The sequence below is a fragment of the Candidatus Delongbacteria bacterium genome, assembly GCA_020634015.1.
Taxonomy (GTDB): Bacteria; CAIWAD01; CAIWAD01; order CAIWAD01; family CAIWAD01; genus JACKCN01.
Window position 1 is genome coordinate 1 of record JACKCN010000007.1, and the last position, 19,111, is coordinate 19,111.

A 19,111-nucleotide genomic window follows, 5' to 3' on the forward strand; every position below is an offset into this window, starting at 1 on the left:
TCGACTAACTCCCGCATTACAGTAATTGATTGTGAAAATCTCGCTGGCGGAATTCAGGTGGGTCCGAATGCCAATGCGACACATATTTCTGGTGTCACAATACGGAATGGAAGCAGATTTAATGGGGGTGGCATAATCGCTACAAGCTCCTGCAATGTGACTAACTGCAGAATTCATGACTGCATAGCAACTGATGGTTCAAATGGCGGTGGCATATATGCATCATATACATCGTTGACGATAACGAAGTGCGTGATCTACAACTGCAGTGCGGATAACGGCGGAGGCGTCTTTCATCATGTGCCGACACATGAATCACAAAATCCTTGGTACGATATAGAAGTATCCAGATCTACAATATGCAACAATACTGGCAGACTGGTCAATACGGTTGGAGGAGTGAAATTTGATTATGCTTCAATCTTGCATGAGCATTCAAACATATTTTGGGGAAATACTGGTACTGAAGGAACTGTGTCTTCAAGTCAAATTTGGGGCAACGGCCCCAACTACCATGGGTGGAGTGACATTCAAGGATGGACGAGCGGAGTAAACGGATTGATCAACGAGGACCCGCAATTCTTGCTTGAAACTGAAGGTGATTTTCGTCTTGCCAGTACTTCGCCGTGTATCGACGCAGGACAAACAGGTTTGTTGGATCCAGATGGAGCACAAATCGAGATGGGGGCAGAGCAGTATTGCGAATCGTCAAGTCTGGCGTTCACTACACCGGAATTGATCACTACAGAACCAGGACAGGGTGCAGACTTCCAGCTAGATCTTTGGGCAACGTGTAGGCTTGTAGATGTCGACAGTCTCACAATCTCCGGTTCATCATTCTACCTTTCCAGTGGGCTATCTGTGGTTCAGCCGATGGTGTCGAACTATGTAGGTTTAGTATTCGCGCCTATAGTGCAAGGGGTTCACCGAGATACCTTGCATGTTTGGGCAGATACAGACTCAAGTAATACAGACAATCCTAGACACCATACAATTCCATTGGTCGGTGAAGCGGGCCCCATCCCCTTACCCGTTATGGATCTGTCAATCAGCATCCTTCCGGATGATTCCGCACGACTTGAATGGTCTCCTGTTACCGAAACCATCTATGGCAATCCGGTTGTACCTGACTACTACTTGATCTTCTACAACGAGCTTGATCCCCAGGTTGAGGCCTATTGGTACTACCAAGGGGCAACTGAAACACCAGGATACACGCACTTCCTTGTGACCCGCTTCCGAAGTCTGATGAGTTATCGTGTGGTTGCTTGGAAGGGGATCAATCCTGGATTGCTTGGATTTTTGCCTGGTGATCCAATCAACAGACTTTATGACTTGTCGACACAACACAACTAGGAAGAAATCATGGATAGCGAGATAAATTCTTTCACTTTTGGCTTGTTGTGCCTTTTCGTGCATTCCATCGCATTTGCACAAATACTTCGGCCAATTCACTTCTATGACTTCGACAATGGATTGGTCGAAGACCAAGTTGGTCAAGAAGATGGGACATTACTGAATGGCGCAGGTATCGTTGGTGGTCAACTCGTATTGGATGGCGTTGACGATTATGTAGAATTTGCAGAACACTTGATCCCAACCCAAGGTGATTTCACTGTATCTATGTTTGTACTGCAGGCCAATCTCCAAACATCAAATGCTGAATTCATTTCACAAGGCCAGGCCGGTGAGTTTGTTCCGTTCTATATTGGCCATCAGCATCAAAGATTGATTCGTGTTGGTGATGACTGGCAAAATAGCGGTACTCTGTTTCCCAACGACAATGCAATGCACCATGTGGCAGTAGTTAGAAGTGCAGCAGATACGAAGTTGTACTTGGATAGATCCTTTGTTTCATCTCGTGGACAGGCAATCTTGTTCTCTGCAGGAGGAACATTTACGCGAATCGGTCGGCAATATGATGGAATGGGTGAACACTTTGATGGTTTGATTGATGAAGTTGCAATTTTTGACCAAGCACTGGACCCGCTAGATATTGTCTACTTGTCGAACGGTAATCCCCAATTCCTGGGTATTGCAAACGAATCATTTGACCACGCAGGCAGCATGCCCAACGGTTGGACCATCCAATCCCAGTCAGCAACCCTTACCACCCCTTGGGTCCCTATCCAGGAAGCTGAGGATGACTGGACAATCCAAACGTCACACACGGCATTCGATCCTGTGTTCGATGAATGGCTGATCAGCCCTGTATATGACCTGACATGGTTCCAGGACATCACAATGGGGTTCACCCAGAACTACATCCATGCCGGGTCCAGTGCTGCTGTGCGCTATTCCATCAACGGTGGACTGTCTTGGAACACCTTGCAGACCTTCACCGCGTCAACCACTGGTGCTTTCAGTACCGATGTGTCCAGCTGGGCTGATGGCAGTGCCAATGTTCGGTTTGCATTCCGGTTCATCGCAAGCGCACCAACGGGCGGCTCGTTCTGGCGGATTGATGACTTCTATCTGGATGGCATCCCGGCACCACCGCATACGGATACGCCTTTGCCTTCACAACCCCCGATTCCCTGGCTTTCAACATCCGGTGTGATCGGTTGCTCCTGGCATCATCCTCAGACCGTGTCCGGATCTGATCTAGGAGTTCGGATTGATGCAAATGGAGACGGAGACTATCTGGACGGCGGAGCCGAAGACTGGACTGCACTACCCGATCAAACAGACGAAATCGATCTGCTGGTTCAATCTGCCGTCACCTTCGCGACCAATGGGCTGTACCGTTTCGAATTCCGTAGTCACAGCGGTGCAGGAGCTTGGGGATACTCCGGCACCGGTGGTGTTGAAGGCATTGCAGATGACTGGTACGTGATCGTCAATGCTGATCTGGATCCTCCTGTGTTCAGCGACTACTTGCCGATTGGTCAACCCAATCCGTCCTGGACAGCTTCCCATTCGTTCAACCTTGGCGTTACCATTGTGGACTCAGGCTCCAGCGTGGATGCTACCACACTGGATTGGCGGATCGACTGGAATCACAACGGGATCTTTGATGGGCCTTTGGAAGACTGGGCAACCCTTTCAGGGTATACGTCGGGTCCGCAGATCATTGTGCTGGAAACCTTGCAACTGACTGAAGATGGTCAGTACCGTGTGCAGTTCCGCGCAACCGATGCGGCAGGTAACACAGCCAGCAGTGACATGGTGTTGGTACGATCTGACACAACTCCACCCACCATATCCAATCTGTTCACCTCCGGAGCAAGCAACAACGCCGTCGAGCTGATCTTCTCCCTTGCAACTGACCTGAGCTTCCATGCCTATGAAGTGCATGTGTCAACGGATGCTCAAGTCACCCTTGATGATCCAATCTGGGGGCCACAACAGGATTCTGACCTGAACACCAGAACAACCACCGTGACCACTGTCGCTGGTTTGCAACCCGGTACCGGGTATTGGTTCAAGCTCTGGGCCAGGGATCAAGCGGGCAATGTCAACGTCGGATCCAATGTGGTGCAGAAGGTCACAGGCGGCACACCGCTTGCCGCTGTGCAGGATCTGCATGCTGCTGTCGATTCAAGTGGCATCCGCTTGACCTGGACTCCCCCCACTACCGATGTGAATGGAGATGTACCGGTAGCCATCGAGCGCTATGAAGTCCATGCTTCTGATTTCCCTTGGTTCACTCCCAATGCGGAAACCCGGATTGCAACCACGACAGACCCACAATACGTGATCTCCCAACAGCGAACTCAATCCATCATGGCCTTCTACCGGGTCGTTGCCATTGGCAGTGGATTGGGTGCGCCTTTGACGGGCATGCGACTGGTTCCTTCGGGTTCATTCACCATGGGTCCCGATGCCAATGGACATGGAAGTGCCCACCCGGTGACCCTGACCCATGACTTCTGGATGGACGTCACCGAAGTCACCAACCAAGACTACCTGAATGTGTTGCAGTGGGCCTATGACCAGGGCCATGTAACGGCCTCAGCCACGACGGTACAGGCTTATGGCCTGGAACTGGTCAATCTGGATGATCCGGACTGCGAGCTGGCCTTCGATACTGAAACCGGTGTGTTCACGCTGCTGGCCCGAGACCACACAACCGAATACGGGGGCCCTGGTTCAGCCTATCCCAATGGCTATGACCCCGGTAGACACCCCGTCAAGGAAGTCACATGGTATGGAGCCGCCTGTTATTGCGATTGGCGAAGTCTGCACGAAGGTCTGGTGCCGTTCTATCAAGGCAACTGGAGTACGGATTCAAGCCACAATCCCTACGCATCCGAAGGGTACAGACTGCCCACCGAAGCCGAATGGGAGTACACGGCCCGCTACAACGATGATCGCCTGTATCCCTGGGGCAACACTGAACCATTGGGATGCGAGTATGCCAACCTGAATTGTGTGGGGTGGTCGAAGACCGTCGGTCTCTATCCCTTGAGCGACAATGCATTGGGTATCAAAGACCTGATCGGAAACATCCTGGAATACACCAATGACTTCTATGGCGCTGAGTACAATCTGCTGGAAACGACTGATCCAATCGGAGTCGCTTCAGGAACACGACGGGCATGCCGTGGAAGTGACTTCGGTAATGCTCCGTTGGTGTACGCACAATCCACGACGCGTCAGGGATACACGATCGGGACAAGTCGTGCGTGGATAGGGTTTAGAGTGGTAAGGACTCGAGCAATTGTAGTTGATTCCTTGAGCATTGGGCTAGTAGGACACTACCCACTTGACGCCAATGGGATGGATTTGAGTTCCAATCTGAACCACGGCATTGTACATGGAGCTGTTGGGGCAGTGGATCGTCATGGTATCGCTGATAATGCGATGAGCTTTAACGGTGAATCAGATTACATCGACTGTGGAAGTTCGATGGACTTTGACTTCCAAGGAGCATTTTCAATCTGCGCCTGGTCACAAACAAATCATCTTCATTCAAATGCTGGGTTGGTTGGACGTTGGAATGGTGAATCAGGTGGTGTAAACCAATATGTACTTCAAGCAAACTCAACGGGAATCCATGCTCATATATTCACAACGTCTCAATTCACGCTCTCGGGAGAACCGTCGTACTTTGACGACTTGTGGCATTTCTACGTGGTGACTTGGGATGGGCAAGAATTGAGACTTTACTGTGATGCTGAACTCTCAGACGCTGTGACTACGAACAGCACTATGCAATCATCTGCTCAGGAGCTCACCATAGGCCGCTATGCAGAAGGCGTATCCGGACCACAGAACTACTTCCAAGGAAAGATCGATGAAATAAGACTGTATAGCCGTGCACTTCGACACGCCGAAGTTCTAATGCTATTCTCTGAATGAGCAGACTAAGAAAACCAGTTATCCTTTTGGTGGATGACGAATGCCGTAGCATTCGACTACGCCCTGTTGTATCATCGCGGACAACCAGCGATAGCTTTCCGAATGACCAGTACACTGGAAAACGGGAACGTGCAGAGCATTGGAGTCAGATATGAAAATCTATGTGGCCATCACAATTGCATTGGTAGTCAATACTAGCAAGGCAGAGTATTGGATTGATTTCGATCCAATCCTGTTCTCCGGCAGCGCGGCACCCGCGCACGTCTATGCGGACATCGGCTTTGCCCCTGGCAACAGCTATGAAGCCGATTTTAGCGGCCCGTCCGGCTTCCCCCTTATGTACCACGCGGTCTGGACGCGGGACGCCGAGATCCTCAGCCCCACCCCGATCAACTCGTTCACCATTGATTATGGGTGCGGCACCGAAACCGTGACGATTCCCCCATTCTCGGTCTTCTACATTCCGGGACCGGCCAATCCTCCTTGGGAACCGACCACATTCTCATCGATGTTTTGTGATGGAATAACCCCTCCTGAGCTCTATACATACCAAGAACACTTTAATGCAGGCGGGCAGCTCTCTCTTGGATGGACTGTCCAGTCCCAATCCGCCACACTGACAACACCATGGGCCCCTATCTTGGAATCCGGAAATGATTGGGCCGTCCAAACATCGCAGACCGCCTTCAGTGTCCCACAAGTGGAATGGTTGATCAGCCCTGTATTCAACATAACGGGATACCAAGACATCGAACTGGGCTACACCCACAACTACACGCATGCCAGTTCTACAGCCACTGTCAAGTACTCCACCAACGGTGGCGTAGCTTGGCAGGATCTGATGTCCTATGAGGCAACGATCAGTGGAAACGTCGTAACTGACATTTCATCTTGGGCAGACGGTGCCACCAATGTTCGATTTGCTTTTGTGTTCACGGGGCAATTCGTCGTTGGTGGGGCTTCTTGGCGCATAGATGACTTCTTTCTCAATGGCGTGCTTACCCCACCGATTGCAAATGCTCCTGTACCTTCACAGCCACCTGCTATCTGGAATGGACTTGTCGGAACGGTGGGCTGCACTTGGACACACCCGCTTGGGGTTTCCGGCTCAGACCTTGAAATTCGCATCGATTCCAATGGGGACGGGGACTATTCGGATGGAGGTTCTGAAGACTGGACTGCCTTACCTGGTACAATTGATGCAGGGACGCTGGAAGTTGCAGCACAAGTAGCCTATGCAAATGACGGCTTGCACCAAGCATTCGAATTGCGAGCCCGAAGTGGGACTAGTCTATGGGGATACAGTGGCACAAGCGGAACTGAAGGCATTTCAGATGACTGGTATGTCAGCATTGTCGAACCAGATTCCATTCCCCCCACTTCATCTACTCTGTTGACAGGCGGAAGTAGTGCAAACAGTGTGACGTTGTTGTTTTTGCCAACGGTTGAAGACCACTTCGCCCGGTACGAGTTCAGATGTTCGACTGATTCCCTGGTCGATGAATCCGATCTGCTGTGGACCGATAGCGACGATCCTACACTTGCCCAGATCGGCACTTACACGACAACGGTTACTGGTTTGGCATCCGGAACTGCATGGTACTTCCGTATGTGGGCTGTAGATCAAGCTGCTAACAGAAGCCCGGCATCCAACCGTGTTCGGAAGGTGACAGAAGGTTCGCAGGTATTTCCAGTGACTGATCTGCATGCAGCCGTTCAAGGTAACGGGATTCAACTGACTTGGACCGCACCTACCACAGATATCTACGGGCAATCCCCTGTGGCCATAGAACATTTTGAAGTGCACTCATCCGTGGATCCCTTCTTCACACCGAATGCAGGAACAAGGATTGGAACGACTTCCGGGACATCGTACTTCGTGAGCACTCCTGGTGGCGATGTTCGGTCGTGCTTCAAGGTTGTTGTTGTTGGGGCGGGGCATGGAAATCCGTTTCCTGTTCCAATGATTCTTGTACCTGCTGGCACATTCATGATGGGAGCAGACAATGGAGAAAATGCAGTACTACACGAAGTAACCCTTACAAAGTCATTTTGGCTTGGGAGATACGAAGTGACTAACCAACAGTACGTCGAGTACTTGAATTGGGCAATCAGCCATAATCGTATTCACGTTAGTGAAAGTACAATCACGGGAATTAATGTCTACTCCAATGTGACAGAACAAATACTGACAACAATTCGAAATGGATCTGGTCAGTGGTCAGAGATTAGATACATCGATAGTGAAAACCGTTTTACAGTAGAACCTAGTTCTTGGATTGCTGGTGATACAGGACCTGGGTATGCATATCCGTTAGGCTATGACCCATCCTCCTTGCCTGTTACGGCAGTGAGCTGGCACGGTGCGGCACTGTACTGCAATTGGCTGAGTAATCAGGAAAGTTTAGAAGAGTATTACGGAACTGGCAGTGGTGTGGGCATCCCAAGCAGTACCGGATCAGGAAATCCCTACAACGCCACTGGATATAGGCTGCCCACATCCGCAGAATGGGAAAGAGCGGCCCGGTACAACGACAGTAGAGAATACCCATGGGGAGACTCAGAACCTAACTGCGATCTCGCAAACTCGCGCCACGGCGGTGTTTGTTTAGGATGGACTTCTGAGGCATCTGCATACACTGAAGGGGAATCACAACTTGGCTTCAATTGTCTGGCGGGAAATGTAAATGAATGGTGCAATGATCGCGTGTATCTTTACTCCCCAAATCCTGTTACGGACCCAATTGGTAGTACTTATGCTGGAAACTCTCAAAGAGTTACTCGGGGGGGGCACTATTCTTCACCTGCATCAGAGTTACAGAACTATATGGGCCTCGATAGAGCCGATCCAGGCGTTGTAGAATGGGTCTACGGATTTCGAGTTTGCAGAGTATACGCAGTTAATTGAAGCCACAACATTGCAAACACAAAGGGATCAAGTAAGGGGCTCCCAGTTTCCCAGGAGCCCCACAGTTCACACTCTCGTCTTCCGAAACAGCAAACGAATCAAGTTGATCAGCTCGCGCAAGGCATTGGCAATGTCTTCGTTCGACCGACTCATGACTTGCCCTCCCCCGTTGCGTCACCTGGATCCGAGTAGTCATCCTTGACCACCGTGCCCAGCACATCATCGAAGACAGACCGGGCTTCCTTGACTTGTTCCAGCTCGAACTTGGTGATCAGCCGTTCCGCTGTCATTACGACTTCTGCGTAGCGATAAGGCGGACGCTGGATGTCCTTCAGCTCAAACCGTGTATTGACAGCCACGTAAGGCACTTTGCTTCGTGCCAGACGCTGCACATAACGGTTCCACTGCTTGATACTCGTCGGTGACAAGGGAAAGACCCACAGGGCTAGTTCACCCTTTTCCGTAGGGGCGAGCACCAATAACCGCACCTTGGGCTTGCAATGGCTACCAAAGCCGCTCAGGGAGCACGAGGCACACGATCCTGCTTGGGGGTTATCCACAGTAGGGTGACCATCCACCGCAGCACACAAGGGCGCTGTAGCCCCTTCTTCGAAGATGGCGCGGATGTGTTGGTGTGCAATCACAATTCCAGACAGCTTGTTGCCTTTCAGTGGTTCCTGCACATCGTTCTCGTCTTCCAGACGGGGTCCGAGATCCAGAAACAGCTTGTGTTTGCCGGAAGGTGAATGTTCGACGCGTACACGGGGCAAGGACATGCGAACACCTTCGGTCATCCGATCCAGTTCTGCTTGCAGGTCCAGTTCCAGGGATGGCAACTGTTCCAGGGTGATGATGGGGTTCATGCGATGTTCTCCAGTTGGATCAACAGATCATCCAGTTTGCCCGTTGGCAATGCTGCATCCCGTGTAGCACCTCTGCAGGCATCGGCATAGGCACAGCAGCCGCACTTCATCGGATCGGGGCTTCTGGGATGCAGACCAAGCTTGATCATCCGTGCTACGGCACTGACATCTTGTTTCAATGCCCGCAGTTGTTCTGCTGATCGTGTGGTACTGATGCGGGGATCGCCACGTTCTTCACCAGCCAGCTTGCCACCAGTAGCACGCTTGTAAGGGATGTGGTGCCGCAGGAAGTACAGGGTCTGCTTGTCTGGCATCACATTGGGGCGTATCAGCTGACCTTTGACCAAGAATGTGCCGTGCTTCAGTGCATAGGCATACAGGCCCAACTGGTAGTCCAGATCCACATAGGCTTGTGGTGGAGCTGCCTTGCTGGTCTTGAAATCCACCAGTTCCAGACTGCCATCCGGATGTTGACGCAGTTGGTCCAAGGTGCCGTTGAATGTCTGTCTCCCGACCTTGACAGCAAAGGATGCTTCGGCCAACAGGATCTTCGCATTACGGTTGTAGTCCTTGTTGCGATACCCTTCCAGAATGGCGACACCGTCCGCACGGTAGGTCTCGCGTTCAGCCAATTCGTCCTTCCACCAGATCGGCAGTGTCGGACTGTCGTTTTGTCGTGCTGTCGCCCAATGCCCGTTCAGGTCTTCGATGCGTTCCTGAGGTTGATGGGAGTCCGTGGACACTTCCCTCTCGAAGGCTTCGAGGAAGGCCGGTTCAAGATCCATGTTCCATTCTCCAGCATGCATTCGGGCTATCAGACTATGAATGGTAGTACCGAAGACGGCAGCTGGATGTCGGAAGGCCTGGCTGGTTGGATCTGTGGTTCGCAGGTGGTGTTGGTAGGAACAACGGAGCACCGAATAAATTGTGCTCTGTCTGAGCGGCTCATCCATGACGCCCTCCCGGTAAGGCGCACTTGTCCAGGAAGTAGGATGTGACCCGTCTGTTGATGCCTTCGGATGCGAAGGTGTTCATCTTGGTCAGCACATCCGTGTAGGCGTTGTAAACCTGCCACAGGCTTGTGCCTTCAAGTCCCTGAAAGATGTCAGCGATCAGGGGTCTGGATACTTCCAGGTCACGGAAAGTCTGCTGGATACCCGCGATGTTCAGACGCTTCTGTGTCATCTGCTGGAACTGGGGTGCCAAGCGGTGTACACTGCCTGCCAAGATCTTCAGACGGCTGACGGCTTCTTCCACTTCCACATCGAAGTCTTCACCGTGCGCTGCGTTGTGCTTGAAGCGGAAGCCCCCGAGCAGCTGGTCCATCAACATGCCGTTGGAACACACTAGGCGCTGCAGGTTGAAAGCAACACCGAAGCGTGCTGAACCGTCGTAGCTGTTCCAGGCATCCAGTGTCAGCGCAACGATGTCACCAGGTGCTACATCGAATGTGGCTTGCTGAAGGACCCAGCGTTGACTGAACCGTTTGCCGTCGAAGATGACGCGGCCTTCAGTGGCCTCCAGCTCGGCCTCGTGCAGGACCCGCTGGGCTGATTCGACTACACGCTGGTTCTCCACCAGGTTGTAGTCTTCGCTGACAATGCCCACTTCCTCGTGCAGGCCCTGCGGATCCAATACTATCGCGTAGCGACTGGACTGCATCCCTGACGGTGTGAACAAAGGAACCCGTTCGATGGGCGCGAACGGGTCCTTGACAGACAGTGATTTCTTCATCGATCCTCCGGTTTCTGGGTAGGTGTTTGTCACACATTCTTATGCCAGAAAAGGGGGATGGAAAACACGGATTGACAGTTACAGCCTGTCCACGGCCCATTTCAGATGATCTGGGGCCAGGTGGGCATATCGCATCGTCATTTCAAGGGTCGTATGGCCCAGCAGTTTGCTGACGGTTTCGATGCCAACTCCCTTCATTACCAGATGGGAAGCGAAGGTATGACGCCATTTGTGGACATCACCTTCCAGTCCAATCTGTCCAAGCACCTTCTTCAGCGCCTGGTAGATCTTGTCTTCATCCAGCTTGTTGCCTTTGACGCTTGAAAACAGGAATGGGTGATTGTCGCTTGCTGGTTGCCGTTTTGCGATTTCGACAGCCACCGGGTTCAGTGGAATGACTCGCGACTTGCCGGTCTTGGTGGTCCATCCATCATGTGAACTGATGTCGATGCTGGGTGGTGACGCATTCAGATTGACATCCTGGTGGCGTAGGTGAATCAGTTCTGACTTACGCAAACCAGTCAGATACAGGAACTGAAAGATATCTCGCCAACAATCGGGAGTGTGATCCAGAATGGTTTGCACTTGTTCGAAAGTCCAGTAAGGGGGTCTTTCCCCTTTGGATTCTGGGTAGGACTTCAATTTTGAAGCTGGGCTGCTTTGGATGATGTCGTCATCCACGGCCATGTTGAACAGGGATCGCAGATACTGGATATGACCATTCAACGTCTTGTTGGCTTTCCCCGACTTCAACAGGTCTTCAATGTGGGATTCCAATTGACCTCGGGTCACCTGGTCAATCCGTGTTACAGGTCGAAAGTGCTTTTCGAAGAAGGTCAGGAAGTGATTGGCGTAGATGCGGTACCGGCGTTGGCTGGATTCAGCCGTACGTCTGAATTTGACCTGAATGAATCTATCTGTCCATTCTGCCAAGGTGGGCACCACAACAGGTGTTGCCTGGGCAACTGGCCCGTCCTGATTGTCTAGGAAGATCTGCCTGGCAACCTTCTCGGCAACATCTTTCCGTGGCCCCACCACTTTCTTGATTCGCTTGCCATTGATCGTGTAGTGGACTTGGTACACAGTTTCCCCGCTGGGGTTCTTGCGGGGCACTAGTCTCGGCATTCTTGTAAGCGCCATAGGGGCCTCCGGAATCGTGTACCAAATGGGGTATCACGTCGGGAAGCTTGGCACAGATTTGGAACATTTCCAAAAAGCAAAAGCGGAACGCCTTGTTTTTCAGGACGTTCCGCTTGTGATACGGAGAGGGAGGGATTCGAACCCTCGGATGGTTTTTGACCATCACGCACTTAGCAGGCGCGCGCATTCAGCCACTCTGCCACCTCTCCAGGGATGATGTTCCGCCGTTTGGACGTCAACGGAGGAAGGGGGACTCGAACCCCCAAGGGCGCAAGCCCGGCGGTTTTCAAGACCGCTGCCTTACCAGTTAGACTATTCCTCCAGGCAGGCGCAGAATATAGCCTTCGATTCAGACAAAGCAAAGGCGACCACCCCCGAGAATCGCGCTGATCCCACTTCGCGCTCCGGAATCGGCGCCCTTGCATGAGCAGCCGGTCTCAACCATGTTGATCGGCCCTGCGAGAACGCCGTTGCATGCTGGAGACCACGGGAGAGTCGGCCTTGAATGTCTTGATCTGGACCGGACTCCTGTTGGGCCTGCCGGGCAAGCTGCTGTTGGTGGGCGAACTGCTGGCCCTGGTTCGGGCGCAGTCCGCCTTGCGCAGGGCGCGCCATGGCGGAGTGGACGGCTTTCCCGGGCCGGTGACGGTGCTGGTGGCCTTCCGCGACGAGGAGGCCGTGCTGCCCGAACTGTTCAAGGCATTGCGCGAGCAGAACCCCGTCCCGGGAGGCTTCCGGCTGGTGCTGGTGGACGATGGCTCCACGGACGCCGGGCCCACCAGAGTCCGGATGGAATTGCCGGCCTTCCCCGGCAGCCTGCTGCTGCGCAATCCGGGTCGCGGCAAGACGGCCGCGCTGGCCCATGGGCTGGAATCGATCCCCGAGGGCATCGTCGTCTACACCGACGCGGACTGCCGCCCCGAACCGGGCTGGATCGCGGGACATCTGGCTGAGCATTCCCGCGGAGCGCGGGTCGTGCTGGGCCATGTGGTGATTCCCGAACCCCGGATCGCCGCGCTGGAAAGCCTGCTGGCGTCGGCTCAAGTGCAGTCTGGATGCCTTGTGGGCCGACCGCCTTTCGCGCGTGGGGGCAACTGGTCCCTGCATGCGGCCGACCTGCGCACGGTGGGCGGATACGCGGGGCTTGAAGGCCTGGGGTCCGGCGATGACATCTATCTTCTGCAGAAACTGGTATCACAGGGCCTTCCCTGCCGCTTCCTCGCCGCCGCGGGAACCCGCGTGCATACGCGGGCACCTTTTCGTTCCGGACAGCGTACACAGCAGCGCCGGAGACGTTACGGCAAGTTGCCCGGACTGAAGGGCTGGCAACGCTGGCGGCATCTGCTGCTGGGCAGCGCCTTCCTCAGTCTGTTGCTGGAAGGACTGGCCGGCCTGGCCGGTCACGCCAGCTGGGCGGGTCCCGAACTGCTGGCGTTCTGGGCCCTGGCCTGGTGGGCTCTCGATCGCAGTGCCCGAGGACTGGGCGAACGGCGCCTGCGCCCCGACCTGCCCTGGCTGCTGCCGCTGTGGCCGATTCTGCTGTTGTATTACAGCCTGCTGGGCACTCTGGGCGGGTACCGCTGGAAGGCGGATCCCGGCCCTGGCCCGCGGCTTCAAGAGGACTCCTGATGCACGAAAATCTGCTGTTCATCAAGCATACCCTGCGGCTCTCGCGGATCTGGAACGCGTTCACGCTCTACCTCTCATATGGTCTTTCGCTCGTGTTGCGGCGTCCGATCGTCTGGGGTCTGCCCACGGTGCTGATGATCGAACCGACCAATCTCTGCAACCTCAAATGCCCGCTCTGCCCCACGGGAGCCGGTACTCTGCGGCGGCACGGGTCCTTCATGGACTTCGAACTGTACTCCAAGGTGATCGACGAGGTCTGGAGCCGCACCTTCATGATTCTGCTCTGGAACCAGGGCGAGAGTTTCATGAACAAGGACTTCCTGCGCATGGTGCGCTACGCGGCCGATCGTGGGCTCTGGACCTATGGCTCCACCAACGGCCATTACCTGGAAGACCCGGAAGCGGTGGTTCGCAGTGGACTGGGCACCCTGCTGGTCAGCGTGGACGGAGCCAGCGCCACCACCTACGAGGCTTACCGCCGCAGCGGCAATTTCGAGCAGGTGATCGGCGGATTGAAGGGGCTGGTACAGGCCAAGCGCCGGCTGAAGAGTGCCACGCCCGTGATCCATCTGCAGTTCATCATCATGCGTCACAACGAGCATGAGATTCCGGCGATCACCCGCCTGGCCCAGGAATGCGGCGTGGACCGGCTGACCCTCAAGACCGTGCAGATCTACGACGACGCCGACATTCCCATCTGGCTGCCCGACAACCTGGCCCAGAGCCGCTATCAGGTCATCGAGAGCGACGGCGAGCAGCACTTCGCGCTCAAGGGCGGCTACAAGAATCGCTGCCAGAAGCTCTGGAACCAGCCCGTGGTCAACGCCGGGGGCGAGATCGCCGTGTGCTGTTTCGACAAGGACGTGGACTTCCCCATGGGCAACATGAAGCAGCAGGGATTCCGCGAGGTCTGGCGCAGCTCGCGCTACCAGCAGTTCCGCGCCGGATTGATGGAAAACCGCAGCCGGCTCGAGATGTGTCGCAACTGCGGCGAGGGTGTCAAGCTGTTCCACGAACAGAAGGACATTCACGTGGATCTGTCGCGCACGGTCGACGAGAGCACGGTGGCGCGGCCCGACGAGAAGGAACTGGCCGAGCGCATCAAGCGCAACATCGACAGCACCCTGGAACGCATCACCCCCAGCGATCCGGCACGCACCCAGGAGCAGGAAGCCCGGTTGAAGGCCGCACAGCAAGCCCGTCCGCGCACCGCGGGCAGTCGCGAACAGCGCCGTTCGGAGCGGACCGGCGTGGCCGGCCTGTCCCTGGGTCACGGTCCTCTGCCCATCGAGGAACTGGAAGCACTGAAACGCCGCGAACGGGATGCCCGGCGGGAGCCCTGAGTGAGCAGGACCTGGAGCTGGTTGCTGCGGTTGGGCGTCACGGCCCTGGCTCTGGTTCTGGTCTTTCGCCAGGTCCAGCTGGATCAGGTGCTGGCCCAGCTCCGCATCCTGCCCGCATCGATCCTCGGGCTCTGCCTGCTGCTGCTGGTGCCCAACATCGGCTTCCAGTACCTCAAGTGGCGCACACTGCTGCGCAGCCTGCCCTCTCCTCCACCGGCGCGCGAAATCCTGCGGTCCACCTTGCTGGGCATGCTGGGCGGACTGCTGACGCCGGGTCGTGTGGGTGAGCACGCGCGCGTGCTGGTCTTCAGGGGCGTATCACGCTCGCGTCTGGCGGGGCTGTCCCTGCTGGATCGTCTGGTCTCATCCCTGGTCACCGTCGGAGCGGGCGCGCTCTGCCTCTGGCTGATGCCCCGCACGGCCTTTCCCGCACTCTTCTCCACCGGAGTGATGATCTATGGCGGAGCGTCCCTGCTGGGCCACCTGGCTGTTCTGGCTCTGCTGCTGCAGCCCAGTCGGGTGCTGGCCTGGCTCGAACGCTGGAACTGGCTGAACCGCCAGCCCCGCTGGCATCAGGTACGCGAAGGCCTTGGCGCTCTGGATGGCTCACGCCGCCTGGCGCTGCTGGGCTGGGCAGTCGCCTTCTGGCTGTGTTTCATCCTGCAGTTCAGCCTGCTGGTCGGAGGCCTGGGTTTCAGCCACCCCCTGGTGCCCGCGGCCGCCGGCAGCACCTTCTTTCTCAGCGCGCTGTTTCCCTTCAGCCTCGGCGACCTGGGCCTGCGTGAACTGTTCTCCGGCGCCCTGTACGCCTCGCTGGGCGCGGACCCCGTGATCGCGATCAGCGCCTCGCTCGTGCTCTTCAGCATCAATGCGTTGCTGCCGGCGTTGCTGGCATTGCCCTTGCTGGCAGGCGGCGGGAGGCGCTCATGAGCGCCTGGCTCTGGCTGATTCTGCCCGCGCTCTACGCCCTTGCGGTGTGGCGCCTGGGTGTGGCCCTGGCCCGACTCGCTCGCATGAAAGGCCCCACGAGTGAAGCGGGGCTGAGCCTGAGCGTGATCATCGCCTGCCGCAACGAAGAGGAATTGGTGGGTGACACACTGGCGGCCCTGCGGTCGCAGACCCTGGAACATGAGAAGCTGCAACTGATCGCCATTGACGATGGCTCCAGCGATTCCACCAGCCGAGTCCTGCAGGATGCGGCCACGCTGCCCGGCCCGAAGCTGCAGGTTCTGGCCACGGACCCGGAGCAGCGCGGCAAGAAGGCGGCGATCCTGAAAGGCCTGGAGCAGGCAAGGGGATCGATCATCGCGATTCTTGACGCCGACACCGTGGTTTCCCCACAGTGGGCAGAGAGCCTGCTCTCGGCCTTCAGCGAGCGCACAGGCCTGGTGGCGGGTGCGGCCGTGTTCCACGCCGAGCCCCGGGACCCGACATACTCTGAGAATTCGACACTGTTCCAGCGCGTTCTGCGCCTGGAGTACATGGGTCTGTTGGGAGCCGGTCTGGCGGGCTTCGCCATGGACCGCCCCTTCTTCGCCAGCGGAGCCAACATCGCCTGGCGCCGGCAGGCCTTCGAGGATGCGGGCGGATTCGAGGGCATCGCCCACATCGCCAGTGGCGACGATACCCTGTTGATCCAGCGCATGGCGCGTCGCACACAGTGGAAACTGAGGCCCTGGCTGGCCGCCGAGGCCCGGGTGCGCACGCGGGCACCTCAGAATCTTGCCCAGTTCCTGCGCCAACGGGCTCGCTGGACCAGCACGGGCGGCGACTATCCCGACCCGATCGCGATTCTGGCGGCGCTTGCGGCCTATGCCCTCTTTCTGGAACTGCCGCTGGTGCTGATTCTGGCGGTTCTCGGACAGCTGCCGGCCTGGGTGGCGATCGGTGTCTGGCTGCTGAAACTGCTGCCCGACGCCTGGTTCACCTGCCGTGCGGCCCGCGCGCTGGGCGGGAGCACGCTGCTGCACCTGTTCCCGCTGGCCTGGCTGGGCCAACTGTGCTACGGACTCTGGGTTCCCTGGCAGGCGCGTCTGGCCTTGTTGCGCTGGAGGACGCCATGACCGGCTGGTGGTACCGGGACAGCTGGCCCTGGCCACTCTGGCAGGGTGGCGTGCATCGACTGCCTCCTGCGTGTGGCAACAGTCTGCTGCTCACGTTCGACGACGGACCGTCGGAGAACAGTCTGCGGGTGTCGTCCCTGCTGGCCGAGCGCGCCCTGAAGGCCGTGTTCTTCCTGCAGGGCGAACGGGCCGCCGAGCATCCGGAGAGGGTGCGTGAGCTGATTGCCGCCGGTCACCGGATCGGCAGCCATGGCCTGCGCCACGTGCGCCATGGACGACTGTCGCCCGCGCGTGTCACACTGGAACTGACCCAGGCGCGCCAGCTGCTGGAACACCTGAGCGGGCAGTCCGTGCCCTGGTTCCGGCCGCCCTATGGGTCATGGGCGCCCTGGCTGCACGGCGCGCTGGCCGGAGCGGGGCAGCGCGCGATCTTCTGGAACCTCAACCCCAAGGACCATGCCGTCACGGCGGCGGCTCCACTCATCGACCGGGTGCTGCAACATGCCCGCCCGGCGGACATCCTGCTGCTGCACTGCACGGGACGAGGAGCGGCGCACACACTGGCGGCGCTGCCCGGGTTGCTGGATGGCTTGGAATCGAGAGGAATCGCGCTGGCCGACCCCTTCACCACGGAGCTATGAGAGCATGACCTGACGGTGGATTTCGCGCAGTGGAAGCGCGGAGAGCAAGGTTGGCAGTGCATTGGGTGACATGCCGAAGCGCGCCAGCAAGGTGGTCAGTTCCATCTCCTGCGCCATCCAGGGTTGCTGGCCTTCCCAGAGAATGCGCGAGAGCCAGTCGGACAGGCAGACCAGCGTGCAGAGGTCCCCATGCTCGGTGGCTTTGCGCGGCTCATGGTGCCAACGCACGGCCTGCACCAGAGGCTCGGCCAGTTCCCATTCCAGCGCCAGTTTCTCCCCGGCTTCGGGATGGGTGATGCCGATGACCTTGGCTTCGGCAGCCAGCAGACTCTGTTCGTCACGCAGCACACGATAGAATTCAGGTGCCACCCGGCAGACATGATGGTCGAGCACCACCTTGCCGATGTCGTGAAGCAGGCCGGCCGTATACGCGATGCGCGAGAGTTCCGGCGCCAGCAGATGGGCCAGTTCCGTGGTGATCGCCGCGCAGGCCAGCGCACCGTGGAACAGGCCGCCCCGGCTCTGGGCATAGCCCGTGTCCTGGTCGACGAAGTACCCGCTGAGCGTGGCCGCCAGAATCAGACGAATCAGTTTCTTCTCGCCCATGCGCACCAGCGCGGCATCCAGATTGCTGACTTCGTGTCCGCCCACCACTCCGGCCGCATTGCACCAGCCCAGCACGCGCGCCGTGATGACCTGATCCTTGTGGACACAGGCCGCCAGTTCCTTCATGCTGTAGGAGTCGTTGGCCAGGATGGCCAGGGTTTCCAGGGCGATCTGGGGAATCGGCTTGATCTGCTGCAGCGCATCCTGCAGGCAAAAAGCGGAATCGGCCGCCCGGGGGTCAACCAGCTCCGCCTCGGGTTCGGTGTGGATCAGGCTTGAACGGAAGTCCAGACTCTCCATGTCCAGCTCGAGCCGATAACCGCGGTTGCCGCCGGTTTCCCAGCTCAATGGAGGCAACTGACGCTGGCGCAGGAGTTCGAGGAGCCGGGAGGACAACAGGGTACCGGGCTCTTCCGACAGGCTCAGGCTGACCCCGCCCAGCTCGGCCCCGCCCGTGATCAGTCCTTCCAGATGCTCGGATCGCGCCCCGTTGCTTTCAAGTTCGTCCAGGAATCGATCCAGCATGCCTTCGCAGGATTCCGTGGACTCGAGCGCCTTGCCCAGCAGATGCAGCATGCCTCCCACACCGGCACCGCGGTCGATGAGCGCGATGCCCAGGCCGCAGCCCAGCACGGCCCGAAGCTGGCCATCCTGCCGCTGGAACACCCGGAAGTCGTCCGGTCCGAGCAGTTCCAGTGCAAAAGTTTCCTGAAGCTGGGTACTCATGGTCCCTGTTTTCTTCTGGTGTTGCAGCCCAGCATGGTGGAGGGCTCCGGCGGCGTATCGGCAGCCATGCGGGCCAGCTGAAGGGGGCCTGGCGGATTCCGGATTCTGGCCGCGATGCTCTATTTTCAGCGTCTGTCGATCGCGCCTCCAGCGG

Annotated in this window: 13 protein-coding genes and 2 tRNA genes; 8 read left to right on the forward strand and 7 right to left on the reverse strand. The window is 56.9% G+C overall.

What is annotated here, in order from left to right; all coding sequences use genetic code 11:
- Positions 1–252 precede the first annotated feature (252 nt).
- From H6678_12840 to H6678_12850, 3 genes are all read left to right on the forward strand, one after another.
- Positions 253–1,356: a fibronectin type III domain-containing protein gene (locus H6678_12840; protein ID MCB9474683.1), complete on the forward strand. Its 1,104-nt coding sequence runs from the start codon at positions 253–255 to the stop codon at positions 1,354–1,356.
- Between the two features lie 9 nt (positions 1,357–1,365).
- Entirely contained in the window at positions 1,366–5,304 is a 3,939-nt protein-coding gene (locus tag H6678_12845) for an SUMF1/EgtB/PvdO family nonheme iron enzyme (protein MCB9474684.1), read from the forward strand.
- A gap of 1,963 nt (positions 5,305–7,267) precedes the next feature.
- Entirely contained in the window at positions 7,268–8,212 is a 945-nt protein-coding gene (locus H6678_12850; GenBank protein ID MCB9474685.1) for an SUMF1/EgtB/PvdO family nonheme iron enzyme, read from the forward strand.
- A gap of 149 nt (positions 8,213–8,361) precedes the next feature.
- Here the strand turns inward: H6678_12850 and H6678_12855 are convergent, their stop codons facing one another.
- The 6 genes from H6678_12855 to H6678_12880 form a co-directional block, all read right to left on the reverse strand.
- Positions 8,362–9,075, reverse strand: coding sequence for a hypothetical protein (locus tag H6678_12855; protein MCB9474686.1), 714 nt, complete (start codon positions 9,073–9,075; stop codon positions 8,362–8,364).
- Positions 9,072–10,028 (reverse strand): PD-(D/E)XK nuclease family protein, encoded by a 957-nt coding sequence (locus H6678_12860; GenBank protein MCB9474687.1) that lies wholly within the window; start codon positions 10,026–10,028, stop codon positions 9,072–9,074. The genes H6678_12855 and H6678_12860 overlap by 4 nt, the downstream gene beginning before the upstream one ends.
- Positions 10,021–10,809, reverse strand: a complete 789-nt coding sequence (locus H6678_12865) for a DUF932 domain-containing protein (GenBank protein ID MCB9474688.1) — start codon at positions 10,807–10,809, stop codon at positions 10,021–10,023. Before H6678_12865 ends, H6678_12860 begins: the two co-directional genes overlap by 8 nt.
- Before the next feature lie 78 nt (positions 10,810–10,887).
- Positions 10,888–11,922 (reverse strand): site-specific integrase, encoded by a 1,035-nt coding sequence (locus tag H6678_12870; GenBank protein ID MCB9474689.1) that lies wholly within the window; start codon positions 11,920–11,922, stop codon positions 10,888–10,890.
- Positions 11,923–12,070: 148 nt separating this feature from the next.
- Positions 12,071–12,158: transfer RNA gene (locus H6678_12875), tRNA-Ser, on the reverse strand.
- A 30-nt stretch (positions 12,159–12,188) separates the two neighbouring features.
- Positions 12,189–12,271: transfer RNA gene (locus H6678_12880), tRNA-Ser, on the reverse strand.
- 179 nt (positions 12,272–12,450) lie between these two features.
- On the opposite strand from H6678_12880, the gene H6678_12885 reads away from it, so the two are divergent.
- The 5 genes from H6678_12885 to H6678_12905 are packed head-to-tail and all read left to right on the forward strand — an operon-like array spanning position 12,451 to position 17,625.
- Positions 12,451–13,578, forward strand: a complete 1,128-nt coding sequence (locus H6678_12885) for a glycosyltransferase (protein ID MCB9474690.1) — start codon at positions 12,451–12,453, stop codon at positions 13,576–13,578.
- The gene (locus tag H6678_12890; GenBank protein MCB9474691.1) at positions 13,578–14,921 is read left to right on the forward strand and encodes an SPASM domain-containing protein; all 1,344 of its coding nucleotides are present in this window, start codon (positions 13,578–13,580) and stop codon (positions 14,919–14,921) included. Before H6678_12885 ends, H6678_12890 begins: the two co-directional genes overlap by 1 nt.
- A complete protein-coding gene (locus H6678_12895; GenBank protein ID MCB9474692.1) occupies positions 14,922–15,851 on the forward strand; it encodes a flippase-like domain-containing protein in 930 nt (309 codons plus the stop codon). It begins immediately after the preceding gene.
- The gene (locus tag H6678_12900; GenBank protein MCB9474693.1) at positions 15,848–16,984 is read left to right on the forward strand and encodes a glycosyltransferase; all 1,137 of its coding nucleotides are present in this window, start codon (positions 15,848–15,850) and stop codon (positions 16,982–16,984) included. Before H6678_12895 ends, H6678_12900 begins: the two co-directional genes overlap by 4 nt.
- A complete protein-coding gene (locus H6678_12905) occupies positions 16,981–17,625 on the forward strand; it encodes a polysaccharide deacetylase family protein (protein MCB9474694.1) in 645 nt (214 codons plus the stop codon). The genes H6678_12900 and H6678_12905 overlap by 4 nt, the downstream gene beginning before the upstream one ends.
- Here H6678_12905 and H6678_12910 read toward each other — a convergent pair.
- Positions 17,620–18,957 (reverse strand): HDOD domain-containing protein, encoded by a 1,338-nt coding sequence (locus H6678_12910; protein MCB9474695.1) that lies wholly within the window; start codon positions 18,955–18,957, stop codon positions 17,620–17,622. The genes H6678_12905 and H6678_12910 overlap by 6 nt on opposite strands.
- Positions 18,958–19,111 lie beyond the last annotated feature (154 nt).